The sequence below is a fragment of the Sphingopyxis sp. 113P3 genome, from assembly GCF_001278035.1.
Taxonomy (GTDB): Bacteria; Pseudomonadota; Alphaproteobacteria; order Sphingomonadales; family Sphingomonadaceae; genus Sphingopyxis.
Genome location: NZ_CP009452.1, coordinates 4027100 through 4049183 on the forward strand (window position 1 = coordinate 4027100; position 22084 = coordinate 4049183).

Annotated in this window: 22 protein-coding genes; 13 read left to right on the top strand and 9 right to left on the bottom strand. The window is 63.9% G+C overall.

The genetic code is table 11. The annotated features are described in order from the left end of the window. Positions 1-7: 7 nt before the first annotated feature. The 8 genes from LH20_RS19435 to LH20_RS19470 all read right to left on the bottom strand — a co-directional run bounded on the left by LH20_RS19435 (position 8) and on the right by LH20_RS19470 (position 5840). The gene (locus tag LH20_RS19435; RefSeq protein ID WP_003046382.1) at positions 8-355 is read right to left on the bottom strand and encodes a hypothetical protein; all 348 of its coding nucleotides are present in this window, start codon (positions 353-355) and stop codon (positions 8-10) included. 26 nt (positions 356-381) lie between these two features. Continuing rightward, positions 382-906 carry a DUF411 domain-containing protein gene (locus tag LH20_RS19440; RefSeq protein ID WP_003046385.1) on the bottom strand — a complete coding sequence of 175 codons (525 nt, stop codon included), beginning with the start codon at positions 904-906 and terminating at the stop codon, positions 382-384. Between the two features lies 1 nt (position 907). Further along, complete coding sequence (locus tag LH20_RS19445; protein ID WP_223181178.1) at positions 908-1297, bottom strand: DUF305 domain-containing protein; 390 nt, start codon at positions 1295-1297, stop codon at positions 908-910. Between the two features lie 92 nt (positions 1298-1389). Beyond that, positions 1390-2601 carry a copper resistance protein B gene (locus LH20_RS19450; protein WP_003046391.1) on the bottom strand — a complete coding sequence of 404 codons (1212 nt, stop codon included), beginning with the start codon at positions 2599-2601 and terminating at the stop codon, positions 1390-1392. Then, positions 2598-4433, bottom strand: coding sequence for a copper resistance system multicopper oxidase (locus LH20_RS19455; RefSeq protein WP_442800439.1), 1836 nt, complete (start codon positions 4431-4433; stop codon positions 2598-2600). Before LH20_RS19455 ends, LH20_RS19450 begins: the two co-directional genes overlap by 4 nt. Before the next feature lie 119 nt (positions 4434-4552). Further along, the gene (locus LH20_RS19460) at positions 4553-5137 is read right to left on the bottom strand and encodes an RNA polymerase sigma factor (RefSeq protein ID WP_053555650.1); all 585 of its coding nucleotides are present in this window, start codon (positions 5135-5137) and stop codon (positions 4553-4555) included. After that, positions 5134-5571, bottom strand: coding sequence for a periplasmic heavy metal sensor (locus LH20_RS19465; protein ID WP_053555651.1), 438 nt, complete (start codon positions 5569-5571; stop codon positions 5134-5136). Before LH20_RS19465 ends, LH20_RS19460 begins: the two co-directional genes overlap by 4 nt. Positions 5572-5573: 2 nt before the next feature. Next, positions 5574-5840, bottom strand: coding sequence for a hypothetical protein (locus LH20_RS19470; protein WP_003046403.1), 267 nt, complete (start codon positions 5838-5840; stop codon positions 5574-5576). 143 nt (positions 5841-5983) lie between these two features. Here LH20_RS19470 and copC point away from each other — a divergent pair, with 143 nt between their 5' ends. From copC to LH20_RS19505, 7 genes are all read left to right on the top strand, one after another. Further along, positions 5984-6367 carry a copper homeostasis periplasmic binding protein CopC gene (gene copC, locus LH20_RS19475; RefSeq protein ID WP_011542702.1) on the top strand — a complete coding sequence of 128 codons (384 nt, stop codon included), beginning with the start codon at positions 5984-5986 and terminating at the stop codon, positions 6365-6367. A 6-nt stretch (positions 6368-6373) separates the two neighbouring features. After that, positions 6374-7342 (top strand): copper homeostasis membrane protein CopD, encoded by a 969-nt coding sequence (copD, locus tag LH20_RS19480; protein ID WP_053555652.1) that lies wholly within the window; start codon positions 6374-6376, stop codon positions 7340-7342. Then, on the top strand, positions 7339-8064 hold the full coding sequence (locus LH20_RS19485) for a helix-turn-helix domain-containing protein (protein ID WP_235527039.1): 726 nt from the start codon (positions 7339-7341) through the stop codon (positions 8062-8064). Before copD ends, LH20_RS19485 begins: the two co-directional genes overlap by 4 nt. 137 nt (positions 8065-8201) lie before the next feature. Beyond that, a complete protein-coding gene (locus LH20_RS19490; RefSeq protein ID WP_053555653.1) occupies positions 8202-8879 on the top strand; it encodes a class I SAM-dependent methyltransferase in 678 nt (225 codons plus the stop codon). A gap of 166 nt (positions 8880-9045) precedes the next feature. Further along, positions 9046-11367 carry a heavy metal translocating P-type ATPase gene (locus LH20_RS19495; RefSeq protein ID WP_053555654.1) on the top strand — a complete coding sequence of 774 codons (2322 nt, stop codon included), beginning with the start codon at positions 9046-9048 and terminating at the stop codon, positions 11365-11367. 43 nt (positions 11368-11410) lie between these two features. After that, on the top strand, positions 11411-11887 hold the full coding sequence (locus LH20_RS19500; RefSeq protein ID WP_053555655.1) for a YybH family protein: 477 nt from the start codon (positions 11411-11413) through the stop codon (positions 11885-11887). 257 nt (positions 11888-12144) lie between these two features. Continuing rightward, positions 12145-12774: a c-type cytochrome gene (locus LH20_RS19505; RefSeq protein WP_053555656.1), complete on the top strand. Its 630-nt coding sequence runs from the start codon at positions 12145-12147 to the stop codon at positions 12772-12774. A 188-nt stretch (positions 12775-12962) separates the two neighbouring features. Here the strand turns inward: LH20_RS19505 and LH20_RS19510 are convergent, their stop codons facing one another. Next, positions 12963-15038 carry a TonB-dependent receptor gene (locus tag LH20_RS19510; protein ID WP_053555657.1) on the bottom strand — a complete coding sequence of 692 codons (2076 nt, stop codon included), beginning with the start codon at positions 15036-15038 and terminating at the stop codon, positions 12963-12965. Between the two features lie 313 nt (positions 15039-15351). On the opposite strand from LH20_RS19510, the gene LH20_RS19515 reads away from it, so the two are divergent. From LH20_RS19515 to LH20_RS19540, 6 genes are all read left to right on the top strand, one after another. Further along, entirely contained in the window at positions 15352-15711 is a 360-nt protein-coding gene (locus LH20_RS19515; protein ID WP_053556385.1) for a hypothetical protein, read from the top strand. A 63-nt stretch (positions 15712-15774) separates the two neighbouring features. Next, positions 15775-16041 (top strand): hypothetical protein, encoded by a 267-nt coding sequence (locus LH20_RS19520; protein ID WP_053555658.1) that lies wholly within the window; start codon positions 15775-15777, stop codon positions 16039-16041. A 63-nt stretch (positions 16042-16104) separates the two neighbouring features. After that, complete coding sequence (locus LH20_RS19525) at positions 16105-17331, top strand: TolC family protein (RefSeq protein ID WP_053555659.1); 1227 nt, start codon at positions 16105-16107, stop codon at positions 17329-17331. Beyond that, the gene (locus LH20_RS19530; RefSeq protein ID WP_053555660.1) at positions 17328-18560 is read left to right on the top strand and encodes an efflux RND transporter periplasmic adaptor subunit; all 1233 of its coding nucleotides are present in this window, start codon (positions 17328-17330) and stop codon (positions 18558-18560) included. The genes LH20_RS19525 and LH20_RS19530 overlap by 4 nt, the downstream gene beginning before the upstream one ends. Further along, the gene (locus tag LH20_RS19535) at positions 18557-21691 is read left to right on the top strand and encodes an efflux RND transporter permease subunit (protein ID WP_053555661.1); all 3135 of its coding nucleotides are present in this window, start codon (positions 18557-18559) and stop codon (positions 21689-21691) included. The genes LH20_RS19530 and LH20_RS19535 overlap by 4 nt, the downstream gene beginning before the upstream one ends. Further along, a complete protein-coding gene (locus tag LH20_RS19540; protein WP_053555662.1) occupies positions 21688-22059 on the top strand; it encodes a copper-binding protein in 372 nt (123 codons plus the stop codon). The genes LH20_RS19535 and LH20_RS19540 overlap by 4 nt, the downstream gene beginning before the upstream one ends. Positions 22060-22084 lie beyond the last annotated feature (25 nt).

Genomic DNA, 22084 nt, shown 5'->3' on the forward strand with positions numbered 1-22084 from the left:
ATGCTCCTTATTTTTTGTCCATATCGTGCCCGGCATGAGGATCGGGTTCGGGTTCGACAGGTTTCGGCGCTTCCGGCGCGGCCTTTGCCCGCGGCGGCACAGCGGCCTTCGCGGCGGGTTCTTGCTTGGGGCGGGATTTCTCCGGAGGCATCGCTTCTTCGGTCGGCGCCGCCGGGGCAGACGCGGCGGGCGGCTCGTCCGCTACGGGCATGGTCTCGACCATTGCGGGCGGCTCACCGGCAGTGACCTCACTCTGTTCCGGTGTGACGTCGCTCTGCTGCGCGGGCTCAGTGCCGCATCCTGCCAGAGCAAATATCAGCGCGGCGGCGCTCGCTAGGGGAATGAATCTCGTCATATCTGTCTCCTCTTCGTGTCGGCAGGTCATGCGCGGAATTCAGAAACCTTGCCGTCGCTGCCGAATGCCATCACTTCGAATGCGTCCGCGCTTCCGTCCGGCATTTCCATTCCCGGAGAACCGCGCGGCATGCCGGGCACGGCGATTCCGCGAATGTCGCGTGGCTTGTCGTGGAGGAGTCTCGCAACATGCCGCATCGGCACATGACCCTCGATCGCATAGCCGCCGATCACGGCCGTGTGGCACGACGCCAGCTGGCCAGGCACACCATATCGCGTCTTTACGGCGGCCATGTCAGCGCGGTTCTCGACAGTCACATCATAACCGGCCTTGCGTGCGATATCCGCCCAAGCTTCGCAGCAGCCGCATTCGGGATCGCGATAAACGAGCATTCGCTTGGGGCTGGACGTCTCGGCGCCCGGCGCGGGCGCCGCGCCATTCTTATCGCTGGTCGCCGCCGGGCCCGAGGCAGAATTGCATGCCGCAAGCGCCATCCCCGATCCGACCGCAATCAGGCCGAAAAGATGACGGCGCGTCATCAGATTTTTCATGTCATTTCCTCGCGAGAATGGATTTCATCTGTTCGATTTCGGCCGCCTGCCCCGCGATGATGCCGCGGCAGAGTTCGCGTATCTCGGCATCTTTGAGAGAAGCCTGTTCACACATGAGGATCGCGCCCGAGTGATGCGGGATCATCGAACGCAAGAAGGCCGTGTCGCCGATCGTCGTCTGTGTCCGGATGAGCCCGAAGCTCCCGAAGAAGGCAACTGCCGATCCCAGCAGCAGGAACGTATTGAGACGTTTCGACGGGAACATGCCCGGCATTGCGACGATCATCAGCACGACCATCGGCGAGACCATCATCAGCGTCATGTAGAGCATGTTGAGATTATTGTAGAAGCTCGAGAGGCGGTCGATCATGACGAACATCACCAGATACATGATGACGCCGCTGACGATCGTCTGCAGCGCGAGGCTGCGATAGGCTGGTTTCACGGCATTTCTCCTCGACGTGTCGCCACCCCGCGAAACTTCTAGAACCAGGCCCGCACCCCCATCACGAAGCTGACGCCGCTCGCATCCTCGCCCGCGGCGCGGGCAAAACGCGCGGTATCGCCGACCTTGCGCGCCCATTCGACGCCGACATAAGGCGCGAATTCCTTCACGACCTCGTAACGCAGGCGAAGCCCGAGCTCGAAATCCGAAAGCCCCGAACCAACGCCGGTCTCGGGGACATCCTGGAGCGCAAAATTGACCTCCGCCATCGGCTGGAGGATCAGTTTCTGGGTGATGCGCTGGTCGTAATAGCCTTCGAGCCGGGCGAGCAGATCACCCTTGTTCGAAAGAAACAGCGCGCCCTCGACTTCGAACCAATAGGGGGCGAGCCCCTCGAAGCCGATCGTCGCATAGGTGCGGTCGGGGCCGGGCCCAAGATCCTGCCTGATACCCGCCTGCGCGTTGAAATAGGGTCCGATCGCCCGGCTGTAGAGCGCCTGTACCTCGGCGCTCTCGATGCCTTCGCCGAACACGCCCTCGCCTTCGCTCTTGATCGTCAGCCGGTTAATGTCGCCGCCGTACCAAGCCTCACCGTCCCAGCGGAACCCGTCGCGGCCCTTGCGCGCCTGATATTCGGCAAGGTTGAAGCTGATGAAAGCGATGGTCTGCGCACCATTCTCTTTCATCATGTCGTGGCGCGAATGCTCCATTTCGGCTTGGGGATAAATGCGATCGGCATACCAGTCGCCGGGAGGCGCAGGCGCGGTAGCATCGCCCGGCGGCAAATCGGTGCCGCTAGCGCTGCTCGTGGTCGCCATGCCTTCCATTCCCGCCATCGCGTCCGCAGATCCGCCCTTCGGGGTGCAATGGCCCATTTTGGCATGTTCGGGCGGGCAATCGGGATCGGACGGCTGCGGTGCGCCATGATCCATCGCACCCATGTCCGAAGCGCCCTTGCCTGGAGCTTCCGCCTCAGGCGTACAATGACCCATCGCCGCATGTTCGGGCGGGCAGCTTGAAGCCTCGGGTTCCATGTCCATGCCCTGCATGTTCCCATGGTCCATCTGCTCCATCGACCCTTCGGCGGGCGCTTCGGGCGCGGACTGCGCTACGGGTGCTGGCGTTGGCGAGGGAGCGGGTGTCGGCGCGGGCGCCGCACCATGCATCGAATGATCCATCGACTGCGCCGCGGCGGGCACAGCAAAGGCCAGCGGGGCGATACCCGCGAGGAGAAGCGCGACCCGGGTCATTCGCCGTCTCCCTTCGGACGGACGCTGACGACGCGCATCATCCCCGCGTGCATGTGATAGAGAAGGTGGCAATGGAACGCCCAGTCGCCGAGCGCGTCGGCGGTGAAATCGAAGCTCGCGATGCCGCCCGGCTGGACAAGCACCGTATGCTTGCGCGGCGACCGGTCGCCCTTGCCCGTCACCAGTTCGAAAAAATGGCCGTGGAGGTGGATGGGGTGGCTCATCATCGAATCGTTGATGAGGTTGATCCGCACGCGCTCTCCCTCGATGAAGGGGATGGGCTCGTGATAGTCGGACATCTTGATGCCGTCGAACGACCACATGAAGCGTTCCATATTGCCGGTCAGATGGATGTCGAGCGAGCGCGAGGCGGCGCGGGTATCGGGGTTGCGCTCGAGCGCGACAAGGTCATGGTAGGTCAGCACCTTGTGCCCGACATTCTCCAGTCCCTGCCCCGGCTCGCCCATGCGATCCATCGGCATCGGCGAGATCGTCTGAACGCTGGGATCGCGCTTGACCTGCGGCGCGACACTGAAGTCGCGCATGCTGTGCTGCATGCCTCCGCCAGATCCATGATCCATGCCCGCCATCGCGCCGCTTTCCCCCGCTGGCGTACAATGGCCCATCTTGGCATGTTCGGGAGGACAAGAAGGGTCGCTCGCCGGCATGGGCATGGCGCCCATATCGCCGCCCGAATGGTCCATACCCGCCATCGCGCCGCCCGACATGTCGCCCATGCCCATGTCCTTCATGGTCGCGAGCGGCCGTTCGCGGAGCGGCGGCACCTCGGCGACCATGCCAGCGCGCGGTGCGAGCGTCGCGCGTCCCATGCCCGAGCGGTCATTGGCCTCGGCAACGAGCGTATAAGCACGGTCCTCGACCGGGGTCACGATGACGTCATAGGTTTCGGCAACCGCGATCTGGAATTCGTCGATCTCGGTCGGCACGACATTGAGCCCGTCAGCCTGGACGACAGTCATCCTGAGGCCCGGGATGCGGACGTTGAAGATCGTCATCGCCGACGCATTGACGATACGCAGGCGTACCCGCTCGCCCGGGCTGAAGAGCGCGGTCCAGTTGTCGCGCGGACCATGGCCGTTGACGAGGAAGGTGTAGGTCGAACCATTGACGTCGGCGACGTCGGTCGGGTCCATCCGCATCTTGCCCCAATCGATCCGCTCCTTGAGCGGTTGATCCTTGCCGGCGAGCAGGCCCGCCAGCGTCTGGCGCTGCATGTTGAAATGGCCGGGATTGACCTTGAGCTTGCGGAAGATCGCCTCGGGCGACAATTGACTGTGGTCGGACAGGACGACGACATGCTCGCGATCGTAGCCGATCGGGTCGGCGCCCGCGGGATCGATGACGATCGGGCCATAATGGCCGAGCTGTTCCTGAAGCCCCGAATGGCTGTGATACCAATAAGTCCCCGATTGAACGACCGGGAATTCATAGACAAACTTCGAGCGCGGCTTGATGCCGGGGAAGCTGACGCCGGGCACGCCGTCCATCTGGAACGGCAGGATCAGCCCGTGCCAGTGGATCGAGCTGTCCTCGTCGAGATCGTTGACGACGGTCAGGCGCGCTGTCTGCCCTTCCTTTAGACGGACGAGCGGCGCGGGCACGGTGCCGTTGATCCCGATCGCGCGGCTGACCTTGCCGTCGATCCGCATCGTCTGCCGGGCGATGCGCAGCGTTATGTCATTGCCGGATACGGTCGGAAGCGGCGCGGTGATGCCGGACGACACCGACTGGGCCCAGGCCGGGAACCATGCGGCCATCGCCGCAGCAGCCCCTCCACCCAAAGCTCCACTGACGAACCGACGCCTTTCCATCTGCATATTCTTTCCGACCGTTACTGACTGTTCCTAAAGCTATACGCAGGCGGCACGGCTGCCCCTCAATAAAAATGCCGGACGATGAGGAGATGCCGCCTGAACGAGCGGTCGAACCCTCAACCCTCGGCGCTCGCAGATGTTCCCGCGAGCAATTCCCGGAGCCTGGTCCGCGCTCGATAGAGGCGCGTTTCGACTGTTTTCTCGCTGACGCGCAAAATGACCGCTGTTTCGGCCTGGCTGACCTCGTCGACACCGCGGAGGAGCAACACTTCGCGCAAATTCTGCGGCAGCTGATCGATCGCCCCGCGAACCTTGGCGAGCTCTCGCCTGTCGGTCGCCGCGGAATCGGGCCCAGGACCATCGCTTGCTACGTGATGCGCATTTTCGAGCGGGAGCGCGCGGGAGAAAAAGGCGCCCACCTTTCGCCGTCGTGCCCAGTCGCGACATTTGTTGAGCGCGATACGGGCGATCCATGTGCGGAAGGGGCGTTCGCCATCATAGCGATCGAGCGCCGAAAAGCCGGAGACGAACGTCTCTTGCGTCAGATCCATCGCCTCGTCGGCATCGCCGATCTGCTTTACGATGAGCCGGTAGACGCCCGTTTTGTAACGGCGCAGCAACTCGCGATAGGCGTCTTCGCGGTGCGCGCGCGCAAAGGCCGCCAGATCCTGGTCGCTACATTGCGATAGATCGGCGCTCACCGCGCATCGGCGGTCAGCGCCTTGACCACGCTCTTGTCGAACATTTCCGCTTGATCGGGGTTGAGAACCCCGCGCATCACGAAGAGATGCTGGAGCGTTTCCTTCTGCAATGTCCCCATCACCTCATGCGTCTCGTCGATCGCCTCGGTGACGCGCGGTCCATAGCCATGCTCGGCTTCGATCGCCTGCGCGAGCCGGACATTGGCGGCGCGCATCTCGAGTTCGAGCGCCTGGCGGCGACCGGCGAAGTCGGCTTCGATCCGCTCGAGTTTCTTTTCCTGCTCCGGGGTCAGGTCGAGTTGGCCGTGGAGAAGCGCATGAAGTTCGGTTTCGCTGGCTTTGGGCGCATCGGCCACCAGACGGCCGATGAACACGCCGGCAATCGCCGCGGCGAAGGCAATGAGCCCCAAGAGAAGAAGACGGCGCGACGGCATCGCTACTGTACATCCAGCAAGGTGGAAGGCACCAATGCGCTAGGCGGGCCGAATGGGGTCAGGGGGCTTGCCGCGACCGCCGGCTGGGAAATCGCACTCCCCGCAAAGACACCGCCGCCGAGCGAGACAAAGGCCGCGAGCGCCATCAGGCGGCGCATCGCTACCGCTTCGCGCCGGCGGATCGCCAATGCGCCCATGATGCGATCATCGAGCGCATCGAGCGCTGCGGGCAGATCGATCCTGTTCAAAATGCGAAGCTCCTTATCCATCGATCGTCTCTTCAAACCTTTCCATCATTGTACATACGCGCCGAAGCGCCTCACCCCTCACACCAGAATATTATTCCGGAATATTTGAGGGCCATGCCGATATCCTGCGTATTAGCAGGACAGACACGCATTTGGAGGTGTTCATGTTCAAGTCTCTTCTCCCCTCTGCAGCGGCGGCTTTCGCTCTGCTTCTCATGCCGGCCACGGCAAGCGCGCACACCAAGCTCGTCAGCTCGACGCCCGCCGCCAATTCGACCGTTTCGAAGGTCACGTCGGTCAATCTTCAGTTCAACGAAAAGATCGTCGCCTCGACCCTCAAGACCGAGCTGGTCATGACCGGCATGCCCGGCATGGCCAATCATGCCCCGATGAAGGTGCCTTACTCGTCGATGATGGGCAAAGAGGGCAAGTCGGCGATGCTGATGCTCAAGCGGCCGCTGACAGCCGGAACCTACAAGGTCACATGGTCGGCGGCGGGCGCTGATACCCACCGCATGGGCAGCGAATTCAGCTTCACCGTAAAGTAAAAGACGGTGGGGGACCCCGTTCTGATCGGCATCAGGTTCGCACTTTATGCGGACCTGATGCTCATCGCCGGCCTTGCTGCGTTCCCGCTTTTTGCGCTGACACGGAGCGAACGCCTTGCGCCGCAGTCGATGATGGCCTCGATCTGGCGCGCAGAGCGATGGCTCTGCGCCATCGGGCTGCTCGTCTCCAGCCTCGGAATGGGCGTGCTCGCGGCCTCGATGCAGGGCGTGGGCATCCTCTCCCTGGAGTTCCAACCCTTTTGGGATCTGGTTCGCGAAACCGAGGTCGGCATGGCCTGGATCTACCGGAGCGCCGCGCTGCTCGTTGCGTTGGCGGCGGCAGTCTGGATGACGCGCCGGCCGACAATCGCAGCCGCCATACTCACTCTTGCCGGCTCGGTCGCCGTCGCGACATTGGTCTGGTCGGGCCATGCGGGCGCGACCGAGGGCGCGGCGGGCACCCTGCATCGGGCCAGCGACATATTGCACCTGATCGCAGCGGCGGTCTGGATCGGCGCAATCGGCGCCTTTCTTATGCTGATCTCGCCCCAGCGCCTCCGCGAATGGCCGGGGGGACTCCAAATTGCGTCGCGGAGTCTCGATCAATTCTCGCGCGTCGGTACGATCTGCGTCCTCGTCATCGCCGCCACCGGCCTCGTCAACAGCCAGATGATCGTCGGCGCCGAGAATCTCGGCCGCTCCCTCGGCTCGCCCTATGGACAATTGCTCCTCGCCAAGCTTGCGCTGTTCGGACTGATGTTAGCGCTCGCGGCGGCGAACCGCTGGCAGCTGACCCCGGCGCTCGCGGCCGCCGTCCCGGAGACCAATACCGACAATGTCGCCGCCGACCCCGACCTCGCGATCGCAGCCATGCGCAGAAGCTTGGTCATCGAAGCGTCGGCCGCGCTCGCCATACTCGCGCTGGTCGCCTGGTTCGGCACGCTCGAACCCTTCGTCGCCGTCGATCCGGTTTGACCGCCAGCACCGTCTCATGGTCCGGTTCGATCATGCTCGGGGCCGGCTGGGCGTTGATTGACGCACGCATCGGGAGCAGCCGTCCTCATAGCCATGTGGCGCATCAGATCAGCCTCGCCGTCGAACGAGACCTCGAAATTTCCGGTGATGCCGACATGATAGTCCCTGCCGGACACGCCATTGCCATCGCATCGCATGTCCGGCACCGCCTGGGACCGCCGGGTGCCCTCGTGCGATCATTTTATCTCGACCCGCTTTTTCGTGCCGACGCGCGGCTGTCCGCCGGATCGGCGCCCGTCCTGTTGACACCAGTAGAGACGGCCGGACTATGCGATATCGCTAGCGGCGCGGACGCGAAGCGCTGGGCGTCCGACTATCTCGACCGGTCGCAGGTGCGTCCGGTGGATGCACGCCTGTCCGAGGCGCTCGCGGCCCCTAGTGATTTGTCGACCGCGCGCGCATTGGCCGACGTCGCCTGCCTCTCGCCCTCGCGCCTTCGCGAAATCGTCTGCCGCGACTTCGGCGTGCCTCCGGCCAAATTGCTGCAGTGGCTCCAGCTTCAACGCGCCGTGCGGGCGCTGGTCGGCGGCGGAGGTCTCGCCGACGCCGCGGCGGCGGGAGGCTTCGCCGATCAGTCGCACTTCACGCGCCGCTGCGCTCAATGGCTAGGCGTGACGCCTTCGGCTGGCCTTAGCGCCTTCGCGTTCGAAATCGTGTCCTGAGCCGGATGCGCCTCGCACCGCGTCGCTCCGGCGAAACATTCAAGACCGCCGCGCCTGCTTGCCCCTAAGCGTCTCCTCGAGACCGGCGAGTGCGGTCGCAATCCGGCGGCAAGCCAAAGCGTCGAAAGGAGACGGCCATGCCCGACCCGAAACCCGTAGCAAGATCCTACACGCCAGCGGCAGGATATCACTTCCTGACGCCCTTTTATGATTTCGGCGTCGCGGTGACGACGCGCGAGCGCGTGTGGCGCGACCGTCTCGTTCGCCATATGGCGCTCGGCGAGGGTGACGTCATTCTCGATATCGGCTCGGGTACGGGAAATCTCGCGCTGGCGATCGCTCGCCATAGCCGGGACGTCCGCTATCTTGGTTTCGACCCCGACGAGGCCGCGATGCGAATTGCCCGAACGAAGACCGCGCAGATTGTTCCACCGCCGGAGTTTCGAGTTGGCTTTTTCGCGGCTTCGGCGATCGATGACTGGCCCTCGCCTTCCAAGATTGCGATCTGCCTCGTCCTTCATCAGGTCGGGCTTGAGGAAAAGGCACGTCTGCTACGCGAGGCCCGGCAGGTGCTCGCGCCGGGCGGCAAACTCTATGTCGCCGACTATGGAGAACAGCGCAGCCGCCTCATGCGGTTGCTGTTCCGCCTGACGATCCAGCAGCTCGACGGCGTCCAGGACACCCAACCCAACGCCGATGGATTGCTCCCGGTGCTGATGAGAGAGGCAGGCTTTTGCGATGTTCGCGAACTTGAGACGTTCCGCACGCCAACCGGTGCGATCGCGATCATCGAGGCCCGAAAGCCCGGGACCTGACGGCACAGGGCAAAGAAAATCCAAGGGATAATCGCCTTTCTTGCGTATCGATAGAAGCGGCTCCATTCTGGAACCGCCAGGAACGACGCCAGCGGCGAACTCGACCGGTGGCGTTTGGACCGCCCCGCCGCGAGGCGGGCATCCGACACATACGGGAGCGGCGGCGATGCACGATCATCAGAGCGCAGAAAAAGGCAGCGGGAGCACGACCGATCCCGTCTGCGGCATGACGGTCGATCCGGCCACCACACCTCACACCGCGACGCATAGCGGCAAGCATCACTATTTCTGCAGCGCAGGCTGCCTCGCCAAATTCGAGGCCGATCCCGATCTTTATGCCGCAAAAAGCGAGCCGGCCGCAGCCGATGCACCCGAAGGCGCCATCTGGACCTGCCCGATGCATCCCGAAATCCAGCGCGCCGGCCCCGGAAGCTGCCCGATCTGCGGCATGGCACTCGAGCCCGTCATGCCGACAGCATCGGACGGCCCCAGCGAAGAATATCGCGATATGCGGCGGCGCTTCTGGATCGGGCTCCTTCTCGCCCTCCCGGTGGTTGCGCTCGAAATGGGCGGCCATCTGACGGGCCTCCACCAATATGTCGGCCGCCAGACGAACAACTGGATCCAGATGCTGCTCGCGACCCCCGTCGTGCTATGGGCTGGCTGGCCCTTCTTCGAGCGCGCCTGGCTCTCGATCCGCAACAAGAGCCTCAACATGTTCACCCTCATAGCGATGGGGACGGGCGTTGCCTGGGGCTACAGCATGATGGCGACGATTCTCCCGCAAATCTTCCCGGCAGCCTTCCGCGCCGCCGATGGTTCGGTCGCGGTCTATTTCGAGGCCGCCGCAGTCATCACGGTCCTGGTGCTACTCGGGCAGGTGCTCGAACTCAGGGCCCGCGAAACGACGAGCGGCGCGATCCGCGCGCTCCTTGACCTGACACCGAAGCTCGCCCGGCGCGTCCGCAGCGATGGAAGCGACGAGGAGGTAGCGCTCGAGGAAGTCGCGGTCGGCGACATGCTGCGCATCCGTCCGGGCGAAAAAGTCCCCGTCGATGGCATCGTCGTAGAAGGCCGCGGCACAGTCGACGAATCGATGGTTACGGGCGAATCGATGCCGGTCACCAAGGCGGCCGGCGCGGCGCTGATCGGCGGGACGATCAACCAGACGGGCGGCCTGCTCATGCGCAGCGAGAAGGTCGGGCGCGACACGATGCTCGCGCGGATCGTACAAATGGTCGCCGACGCGCAGCGCAGCCGGGCGCCGATCCAGCGTCTCGCCGATACCGTTTCGGGCTGGTTCGTGCCCGGCGTCATCGTCGTCGCCATCGTCGCTTTCATTGTCTGGTCGCTTCTCGGCCCCGCGCCCGCCATGGCCTACGGCCTTATCGCCGCCGTCTCGGTGCTCATCATCGCCTGCCCCTGCGCGCTCGGCCTCGCGACGCCGATGTCGATCATGGTCGGCGTGGGGCGTGGCGCCGAAGCCGGCGTGCTGATCAAAAATGCCGAGGCGCTTGAACGGATGGAGAAGGTCGACACCCTCGTCGTCGACAAGACCGGGACGCTGACCGAAGGCAGGCCCTCGGTCGTCGCCATCGAAGTCGCCGAAGGCTTCGAAGAGCAGGATCTGCTCCGGATTGCCGCGAGCCTCGAGCGCAGCAGCGAACATCCATTGGCGGCCGCGATCGTCAAGGCCGCCGAGGACCGGGGCCTCGCGCTGGTCGAGCCATCGGGGGTCGACCAGCCGGTCGGCAAGGGTATCGTCGGGGTCGTCGACGACAAGGCGATAGTCCTCGGCAATGCGAGCTTTCTTGAAGAATATGACGTCGATCTGGGCGCGCTCACCGAGGCAGCCGACCGCCTTCGCACAGACGGCGCGACGGCGATCTACATCGCGGTCAATGGCAAGGCGGCCGGGGTCATCGCCATCGCCGACCCCGTCAAGGAAACGACGGGCGACGCGCTCGCGGCGCTGCGCGAGGCCGGAATCAAGGTCATCATGCTCACCGGCGACAATCGCGTCACCGCCGAGGCGATCGCGCGGCGCCTCGGCATCGACGACGTTGAGGCCGACGTCCTCCCCGACCAGAAGAGTGCGGTCGTGCAGCGGCTGCGCGAAGAGGGCCGGATCGTCGCGATGGCCGGCGACGGGGTCAACGACGCCCCCGCGCTCGCCGCCGCTGACGTCGGCATCGCGATGGGCTCGGGAACCGATGTCGCCATCGAAAGCGCGGGTGTGACGCTGCTGCGCGGCGACCTTCTGGGCATCGTGCGGGCGCGGCATCTCAGCCATGCGACGATGGCGAACATCCGCCAGAATCTCTTCTTCGCTTTCGCCTATAATGTCGCCGGGATTCCGGTCGCTGCGGGCGTGCTCTATCCGGTCTTCGGACTATTGCTCTCGCCGGTCATTGCCGCCGCTGCGATGGCACTCTCGTCCGTCAGCGTCATCGCCAATTCGTTGCGGCTGCGCTTTGCCAGAATCTGATCGAAACCACCGGAGAAGTTCGGACGCAATAAGGGGAAATGATATGAGACGACTGACGATTACAGCAATCACATTGGCCATGCTGGTGGCCGTCCCGGCTCAGGCGACCGAGCCTGTGGATTATCAGGGCGCGGCGGCAGCGCTCGCGCAGTATAAATCAGCGATGGAAAAGCGGGACCTGACCGGCGTCGAGGCACTCTTTTCGCCAGACGCCCAGATATTCGAGTCGGGCGGCGTCGAAGGGAATTTCGCCCACTATCGCGACCATCACCTCGGTCCCGAACTCAAGGAGTTCAGATCCTTTGCCTTCCGCAACTACAAGATATCGGTTCGGGGCGAAGGCGATGTAGCGATCGCGACCGAGACCTATAGCTTCTCGATCGTACTCGCGAGCGGCGAAACAATCGAGCGGGACGGCGTCGCAACGAGCGTCCTTAAATGGGAAAACGGAAAGTGGCAGATCGTCAATCTGCACAGTTCCTCACGCAAGCCCAAGGTGCGGCCGGCGGGCGGCGCCTGATCGCGTGAAGAAAGGGCTCGCCCCCGAGGCTCGCGGGCCCGGGCGGGCCCTGAGGCCTCGCCGAGCCCGCGCCTGAACGAAACGCATAAGTCCGATCGAGTAAGGGGCGCCCGGAATTACCTCGACGCGGCAAGTACGCAAACCACCTGTCTCCTTTGCGACAAGGGAAAACCTGTTGCGGTGCGTATCATCTGTTGAACAGCCTTTGCATCGCGTTCGGCTTCACAGCTCGACGCTTGTTTTGAGGGAGATAGACGATGGAGCGTTTTCGAAACTTCGATTTCCGGAAGCACATGCCTAGCTTGGCGTTCACGCTCCTGGCCGTTGCCGTCATAGCTGGCGCTGGAGCAATCACCGTCTATCTCGGCCTGTACAATATAGCGGCCGATGCACCTCATAGCCGACTGACTTACAGCGTCATCGAAACATTCAGGGAGCAATCCATCGCAGCCCGGTCCGGATCGATCGCGGTGCCGGCGGATTTGGCGGCTCCGGCGCGGATCGCATCGGGCGCCGGACTATACACGGAGATGTGCAGCGGCTGCCATCTGGCGCCCGGAATGGAAAAAACCGAAATGAGTCAGGGGCTGTATCCGCAAGCGCCCATCTTGTTCAAAGGTTCGGATCGTTCTGCCTCGGAGCAATTCTGGATCATCAAGCATGGAATCAAGATGACCGCCATGCCGGCGTGGGGAAAAACGCACGATGATCGTCTTATCTGGGATATGGTCGCGTTCATCCGGCAACTTCCAAGCCTGTCGCCGGCTCAGTATCAGGCAATGACGCAGAATGTGCCAATGGACCATGACGCGATGATGAAGGGCATGACAGAGGCCAAGGCCGCGAGTCAGGAAACAAGCGAGGCGGGCGAACACGCAGGGCACTGACCTCATCGACAATTGCATATCGCCGACCCTTGTCGGCGTGAGTCAACCCGTTCACGCGACGGCGCCCTGTGGAACGAGAACGTATCATGACCTGCGTTCAGGCGAGGTATTCCTCCCGGGCGCGCTAGCGCCCGGGAGGACCGACGACCGTAGGGGAGCCGCCGGGGAACCTCGCGAGACGAGGAACCTCAGAAGAAATAGCGCAGCTGCAGCCCGTACTGACGCGGCTCGCCGTAGATGTAGAGCGGAAGGGTCGGATTCGAGACACCGGTGGCGTCCGTCCCGATCGTACTATAGCTCACATATCGCTCGTCGGTCAGATTTCGGCCATAAAGTGCAATTTCCCACGCTTCGCTAGCTGGCTGCCAAGCGATACGGCCGTTGACGAGAGTCGTGGCGTTTCCGGAAAAGAGCGGATTGTTGCTGGGCTTGAAAAAGACGCTGTCGCGCCAAGAGATGTCGGTCCGCAATGTCAGCATTCCGCCGCCCAGGGACGCCTTATATTCTCCGCCGAGAGTGATGTTCCACTTGGGCGCGTTGGGCAGCCGCTTGCCTTTGAGGCTTGCACCGGCATCGTCAAAATAGACATCGTAGCGAGCATCGAGATAAGCGATCGTCGATGTGAGCGTCAGACGATCGAACGGCCGCGCCATCAGTTCCGCCTCGACCCCCTTGATCGTCGCCTTGCCGGCGTTGGTGGTACTGGCAACGCCATTGTTATACTCAACCACCTGAAGATTGGTGTAATCATAGTAGAAGGCCGAAACATTTGCTCGAAGCCGACGATCGAGGAGCGTCGATTTCAGGCCGACTTCGTAGCTCCAAATATATTCCGGGAGGAAGGGCCGCCCGTCGCCCAGCTGGAATCCGCCCGATTTGAACCCGCGGGTTGCCGACGCATAAACCATGACGTCGTCGGCAACGTCGTAATCGATCCCGATTTTCGGAGTCCAGGCGGTCCAGGATGATCTGGGCTGGCCGGCATCGACCTGGTTTCCGTTCAGCAAGACCCGATATGCGAAATCCTTCTTCTCGTAGGAATAACGGAGCCCCCCGGTCAAACGGAGGCGCTCGATGAGTTCGTAGCTCGCTTGACCGAAAAGCGCGAAAGCGTTCGTCGTATTGTTTTCCGGGATCGCGAGCCGACGGCCCGGTTCGATGATCCGTATTTCGTCATTGCCCTTTTCGTTGAGATAGAAGGCTCCGACGATCCAGCGCAGCTTGTCTGCATCATTGTTGAGCAGTTGGAACTCCTGCGTGAAGCTGCGAGAGCGTTCGAAAAACTCGATATCGCGGAGGAAGCGGTCGGTCGAGTCGACATCGAGCGCCTGGACGACCTTGCTCTTGCGCAGCGCAGTGATCGAGCGGATCGTGACCGGACCACCATCCCAGTTCATCGTCGAGGACACGCCCCAAGCATCGACGTCGTAACGCGGCAGGCGGTCGAGCGCGGCTTCTTTGTCATTGGCCGGGATCGTCGCCCCCGCATCGATGAAGCCTTGCGGATAAAAGGGCCGGACAGACCGTGCGCCAGTCTCGCGATCGCGGCTGGCATCCGCCCGCAGCACGATCTCAAGACGGTCGCTAGCGTCGATCGCAAGCGTCAGTCGTCCGGCGAGATTGTCTTCATTCTGGTATCGCCGTCCCGAAACGATGTCGCGGTAGATGCCGTCACGCTGGTTGGCAAGCAAGGTGAGACGGCCTCGGACGCCCGCTCCGAGCGGCCCCGAAATCGTGCCACTAAGCGAGCGCTTCTCATAATTTCCGACTGTGAGCCCCAGCGCGCCGGTCAAATCCTCCGTTGGCATCTTGGAGATGATGTTGAGCGTGCCGCCGGCGGAGTTGCGACCGAAGAGAACGCCCTGCGGACCGCGCAGAACCTCGATGCGTTCAACGTCGAACAAATCCTGATAGCTCGTCGTCGGACGCGAGATGTAGACACCGTCGTAATGGACCGTCGTGCTGGGATCGGTCGCAACGCCGAACGCGGAGGTGCCGATTCCACGAATATTGATGATCGCCATGGAATCGTTGGTGATCGACACGCCCGGCACGAAAAATTGCAGGTCTTCGACGTTGGATATGCCCGTTGCCGTAAGCGCCTCGCCGGTCATCGCTGTGACCGAGACGGGAACAGACTGCAAATTTTCCTCGCGCTTCTCGGCCGTTACGATGATCTCCGCGAGGCCTTCCGACTGGGCTTCCTGAGCCTGCACAGGCATTGCGAACGCCATCGCAATCGCCGCGAGCGAAGTTCGCTGCATTGTGCGCTTCTTTAACGAGCAACAGTATAGATTGTTCACTACGCTTCCCCTGTTTCGAAGAACTGCGCCGTCGCGCAGCTCAAATGAGTTTCGGGGAAGTCGAGGACAAAAACATGCATGCCCGGAAACCGCTGTTTACGGCTTCCGGGTTCAAACACCCAACATCCCCTACTGAGATTGATTACGCACCAGAACGCCCCATCCCTCAAAAAATGGTACAGAGAACGTTTGACCGATGGAATTGGGCTCTCCGATTTGTCCGGCTTGCCAGAATGAAGTTGACACGGAATGCGCCAAGGATCATGCTTTCGTCATGAAGCGCCGCTTCTCGCTCCTGCTCCTTCTCGGAGCCTTGCTGGGTCTCTTGGCCCAGGAAGCGGCGTTCGCTTCAGCGATGCCGATGCCCGACACGGCCATCACCGCGTCCGCAATGAGCGACGAATGCGCGGAGATGATGGGCATCGACAAGTCGCAGGACAAGAGGCCCTGCCAAGGTCTCACGCTCGACTGCATTGCCAAGATGGGCTGCGCGCTTCCGCCCGCCGTCGTATCGCCGGCTATGCCGCTCGAAACGAAAGCGCATGTCCCAGGCTTGCTCGATCCGCTTCCTGTCCGGCGGCTCGCTGGCAGAACATTCGGCCCCGAACCCGATCCACCTCTATCCCTCGGCTGAATTGCAAAAGGCGAACCGCGCTTCCGGCGCGCCTTTCCTAGCTTTTCAACCGAGGAATTCGACATGAAACCTATTTTTGCTCTTGCCGCACTCGCGGCCGCAACGCTTGCCGCTCCCGTTTTCGCACAGGAAGCGCCGGGGGGCCATTATGAATGGCAGACCCGCCAGGTGCCGGGGCCGAACAAGTCCAATACCACCTCGCGGGTCCGCGTCTGGGTGAAGGACAAGTCCGCCCAGATGGCCAACTGCGACTGCGACATGATGAAGGCCGATCCGGCCGATTGCATGAAAAAAATGACCGGCGGCCACATGGCGCACCCCGCGGCGTAATATCTCCATCCCCGGCGCCTATGCGCCGGGGATGGCCTCGCCCGATCCAAAAAGGGGGAAATCATGCGCCTTTTCTTTGCGGCAGCCGTGCTTGCGCTGCCCACGGCCCTGCACGCCGAACCGATGTCGCTCGATGATGCGCTTCGGCTGGCGGAAACGCGAGCGCCCGAATTACAAGCCCGAGAAGCCGGGCTCGATGCCGCGCGGTCGGCGGCAATCGCCGCCGACCGGCTTCCCGACCCGAAGCTCAATCTCGCCATCCAGGATTTCCCGGTAACCGGTCCCGATGCGGGCCGGTTCAATCGCGACGATTTCACGATGCAGGTCATCGGCGTCAGCCAGGATTTCCCGAACCCCGCCAAGCGACGCGCACGCGCGACGCGCGCGCAGGCCGATATCGGAATCGCCCGCGCCGACGAGGCAGTTACCGCGCAGGACGTCCGGCTCGCGACTGCGCTTGCCTGGGTCGATCTCTTCTATGCCAAGAAGCGGCTGAAGGAACTCGACCTGCTCGACGCCGGTCTCGGGGATTTGCAAGCAACGGTGACGGCGCGACTAGCGAGCGGCGCGGCGCGCCCGGCGCAAGCGCTGGAGCCCGATCAGCTTCGCGCCGCGATCAACGACCGCCGCAGCGCGCTCGCCGCCGAGATCGCCCGCGCCCGCGCACAGCTCGCGCGTTTCACCGGCGACCCCGTCGCCGACACGGCGGGTGACCCGCCGCCGCCGACGGTCGACGAGGCGACGCTCCGCGCCGGCATCGACGCCTTGCCGCGGCTGCGCGCGCTCGATGCCCGCACGTTGGCGGCCGACGCCGAAACGGGTCTTGCGCGCGCCGACAAGCGCCCCGACTGGAGCGTCAATGCGGCCTATGGACGTCGCGAGCCCAATTATGGCGACCTCGTCACGCTCGGCGTCACCATCGACCTGCCCTTCTTCTCGAAGAAGCGGCAGGACCCGAAAATCGCGGCGCGAGCCAGCGAAGCGACGCGTGCGCGCCTCGACCGCGAGGCCGCGAAGCGCGACATCACGGCGGCGCTCGATGCCGATCTCGCCGACCATCGCATGCATCATGAGCAGCTTGGCAATGCACGGTCGCGGCTGGTCCCGCTCGCCAAGAAGCGCGCTGAACTCGACCTCGCCAGTTACGCCGCCGGGAAGCTCGACCTCGGGACAGCGCTGCTGTCGACGCTCGCGCTGGTGGAGGCCGAAGTCGATGCGCTGGCGCGCGAAGCCGAGGTCGCGCGCGACGCGATCCGGATCAATTACATTTATGGGGAGACAGGGCGATGACCGATGCGACGTCAGCGGCGCGGTGGCGCGCCGCTATCCTGGCCGCGGTGCTGATCGCGGGCGGCGGCGGCTATTGGCTGGGACAGCGCGGGGACAGCCATGCGCCGGGGGGAACCCCCGCCGACAGCCGCAAGATCCTCTATTATTACGACCCGATGTTTCCGAACCAGAAGTTCGACAAGCCCGGCAAGTCGCCCTTCATGGATATGCAGCTCGAGCCTAAATATGCCGATGAGGCTGGCGGTTCTGGCACCGGCCCCGGCATCACGGTCGATCCGGCCGCGAGGCAGAGCCTCGGAATACGCGTCGTCGCGGCCGAAATGGGCAGTCTGGCGGCGACCTTCGACGTCAATGGCAGTGTGGATTTCAACCAGCGCGACGTCGCCATCGTCCAGGCGCGCTCGGGCGGCTTCGTCGAGCGCGTCTATCGCCTCGCGCCCGGCGACGTCATCGGCGCCGGCACGCCGATCGCCGACCTGCAATTGCCCGAATGGGGCGGCGCCCAGACCGAATATCTGAGCGTCAAGAAACTCGGACGCCCCGACCTCACTTCAGCGGCACGCCAGCGGCTGCGGCTGATGGGCATGCCCGAAGGGGTGATTGCCGAGGTCGACCGGACCGGACGAACCGGCGGCAGGCTGACGGTACGCGCGCCGATCGGCGGCGTCGTCCAGACACTTAATGCGCGCGCGGGCGTCACGCTCGCCACGGGGCAGACGCTCGCCGAAATTTCGGGGCTCGGCACGGTATGGCTCAACGCGGCGCTACCCGAAGCGCAGGCCGGGTTGGTCAACATCGGCCAGCGGGCGACGGCGACCCTTACCGCCTTTCCCGGCGAGAGCTTCGCCGGCAGGGTCGTGGCGATCCTGCCGACGACGACCGCCGACAGTCGGACTCTGACGGTGCGCATTGAACTCGCCAATCGCGGCGGGCGTCTCCGCCCCGGAATGTTCGCGGCGGTAGCGCTCGGCGGCGATGCCAAACCGGCGCTGCTGGTGCCGAGCGAAGCGGTGATCCGCACCGGCACGCGCAGCATCGTGATGCTCGAGAAGGGCGACGGTCGCTATCATCCTGCCGAAGTGGTCGCTGGGCGCGAAGGCGGCGGCAAGACCGAGATATTGCGGGGGCTCGCACCCGGCGAGAAGGTCGTCGCGTCGGGTCAGTTCCTGCTCGATTCCGAAGCGAGCCTGACCGGTCTCACCGTGCGCCCGCTGGAGCCTGCGCAATGATCGCGAAGATCATTCGCGCCTCGGTCGCGGCGCGCGGCCTTGTCGTCGCGGCGGCACTGATCCTGACGCTGCTCGGGATCGCTGCGGTCCGCACGACGCCGGTCGATGCCCTGCCTGATCTCTCGGACGTTCAAGTCATCATCCGCACCACTTATGCGGGCCAGGCACCGCGGATCGTCGAGGATCAGGTCACCTATCCGATCACGACGACGATGCTCTCCGTGCCCGGAGCGCGCGTCGTGCGCGGCTATAGCTTCGTCGGCGACAGCTTCGTCTATGTGCTATTCGACGACGGCACCGATCCCTATTGGGCGCGCAGCCGCGTCCTCGAATATCTGAGCCAGGTGCAAAGCCGCCTCCCCGAGGGCGCACGCGCGAGCCTCGGCCCCGACGCAACCGGGGTCGGCTGGATCTATGAATATGCGCTGGTCGACAAGAGCGGCCGCCACGATCTCGCCGAACTGCGCAGCCTGCAGGACTGGTTCCTCCGCTTCGAACTCAAATCGGTCCCCGGCGTCGCCGAGGTCGCGAGCATCGGCGGCATGGTGCGCCAATATCAGATCATCGTCGATCCGCAGAAGCTCGCCGCCTTCGGGGTGACCGCGCCGGAGGTGGCAGACGCCCTCAAGCGCGCCAACCAGGAAAGCGGCGGCGGCAGCCTCGAACTCGCCGAAGCCGAATATATCGTCCGCGCGAGCGGCTATCTGAAGTCGCTCGACGACTTTCGCGCGGTTCCTCTCCGCACTGCAAGCGGCGGCATTCCGGTTACGGTGGGCGACGTCGCAACGGTCCAGATCGGCCCTGACGCAAGGCGCGGCATTGCCGAACTCAACGGCGAGGGTGAGGTCGCGGGCGGCGTCATCGTCATGCGAGAGGGCAAGAATGCCCGCGAGGTTATCGACGGCGTCCGCACCAAGCTCGCCGAGCTCAAGCGCAGTCTGCCACCCGGCGTCGAGATCGTCACCACCTATGACCGTTCGGGGCTGATCGACCGCGCGGTCGACAATCTCACCTCGAAGCTCGTCGAGGAGTTCATCATTGTCGGGCTCGTCTGCGCGCTCTTCCTCTGGCACGCGCGCTCGGCGCTGGTGGCCATCCTGACGCTGCCGCTCGGCATCCTCATCGCCTTCATCGTCATGCGGCTGCAGGGGCTTAACGCCAATATATTGTCCTTGGGCGGCATCGCGATCGCGGTCGGCGCGATGGTCGACGCGGCGGTGGTGATGATCGAAAATGCCCACAAGCATCTCGAAAATTGGGAGCGCGATGATCCGGGCAAGGAATTGAAGGCCGCCGAGCGCTGGCGCGTGATCACCGACGCCGCCGCCGAAGTTGGGCCGGCGCTCTTCCTCAGCCTTCTCATCATCACCTTCTCTTTCATCCCGATCTTCACGCTCGAGGGCCAGGAAGGGCGGCTCTTCGCGCCGCTCGCCTTCACCAAAACCTATGCGATGGCCGCGGCGTCGATACTCTCGATCACGCTGGTTCCGGTACTCATGGGCTGGCTGATCCGCGGCCGGATTCCCGCCGAACAGGCCAATCCGATCAATCGCTGGCTGACCCGCGCCTATCGGCCGGCACTCGACTGGGTGCTGGCCCGCCCCAAAAAGGCGCTCGCGATCGCCGGCCTCGTCTTCGCCACCAGCCTGTGGCCGATGACCCAGATCGGCGGCGAGTTCATGCCGCAGATGCGCGAAGGCGACCTCCTCTACATGCCCTCGGCGCTTCCCGGCATTTCAGCGGCGCGCGCGTCGAGCCTGCTCCAGCAAACCGATCGGCTGATCAAGACGGTGCCCGAGGTCGAGAGCGTGTTCGGCAAGGCAGGGCGCGCCGACACCGCGACCGACCCGGCGCCCCTAGAGATGTTCGAAACGACGATCCGCTTCAAACCGAAAGAGCAATGGCGTCCCGGCATGACCGAGGAAAAGCTGGTCGAGGAACTCGATGCGCGGGTCCGCGTTCCGGGGCTCGCCAATTTCTGGATTCCCCCGATCCGCAACCGCATCGATATGCTCGCGACCGGGATCAAGAGCCCGGTAGGTATCAAGGTCGCGGGATCGGATCTGGCGGCGATCGACCAGACCGCCAAACGCATCGAAACGGTCGTCAAGACCGTGCCCGGCGTCGCCTCGGCGCTGGCCGAACGGCTGACCGGCGGGCGCTATATCGACGTCGACATCGATCGCGCCGCGGCGGCGCGCTACGGCCTCAATGTCGCCGACGTGCAGTCCATCGTCTCCGGCGCGATCGGCGGCGAGACGATCGGCCAGACGGTCGAGGGGCTCGCGCGCTACCCGATCAGCGTCCGCTATCCTCGCGAGCTGCGCGACAGTATCGGCGAACTCGCTAGCCTGCCGATCCTGACGCCGTCGCGCCAGCAAATCACGCTCGGCACCGTCACCAGCGTGAAGGTGAGCGACGGCCCGCCGATGCTGCGCAGCGAGAATGGACGTCCGGTGACCTGGATCTATGTCGACAGCCGCGGCCGCGACCTGCAGGGGCTGGTGCAGGACATTCAGCAGGTGATCGCGCGCGACGTCAAGCTGCCCCCCAGCGTGAGCGTCTCCTACACCGGACAGTTCGAGTTCCTCGTCCGCGCGACCGAACGGATGAAGATCGTGGTGCCGGTCACGCTCGCGATCATCTTAGTCCTGCTCTATCTCACCTTCCGCCGCTGGGACGAGGCTTTACTCATTATGGCAAGCTTGCCCTTCGCGCTCACCGGCGGCCTGTGGCTGCTCTATCTGCTCGGCTATAACCAGTCGGTCGCGAGCGCGGTCGGGTTCATCGCGCTCGCCGGCGTCGCCGCCGAGTTCGGGGTCGTGATGCTTATCTATCTCAAGCAGGCGCTCGCCGCCCGCGACGACGGCGACATCAAGGCCGCGGTCCGTGACGGTGCGCTGCTGCGCGTGCGGCCCAAGGCGATGACCGTCGCAGTCATCCTCGCCGGCTTGTTCCCGATCCTCGTCGGGACCGGGACGGGTTCGGAGGTGATGAGCCGGATCGCAGCGCCGATGGTCGGCGGCATGCTCACCGCGCCGCTCTTGTCGATGTTCATCATTCCCGCCGCCTATCTGCTCATGCGGAGACGCGCGGCAAATCCCATTCAACCCGAAGGAGAAGCGACATGAAGAAATCTGTCACATTCGCGCTGGGCCTCGCGCTCACCGCAGGACTTGCCGCTTGCGGCCAGCAAGGCGAAACCTCGAAACCGGCCGAAGACGCGGCCGCGCCCGCGAAGGATGTCGGCGCCATGGCGATGCTGGCCGAAACCAGGCACGGCAAGGGCACGGGAAGCGTGACCGCAATCGACACCGCGGCCGGGGAGGTCACCCTCGATCATGGCGCGATCGCCGAACTCGATTGGTCGGCGATGACGATGGGCTTCGCCGCGCCGCAGAAGCTGCTGGAAGGTCTGGCGGTCGGAGACCGGGTGAGTTTCGAGCTCGACTGGAACGGCAAGGCGGGAACGATCACGCGGATTGAAAAGATGAAATAGAAGGTGGCGGCGGGCGGCAGGAACC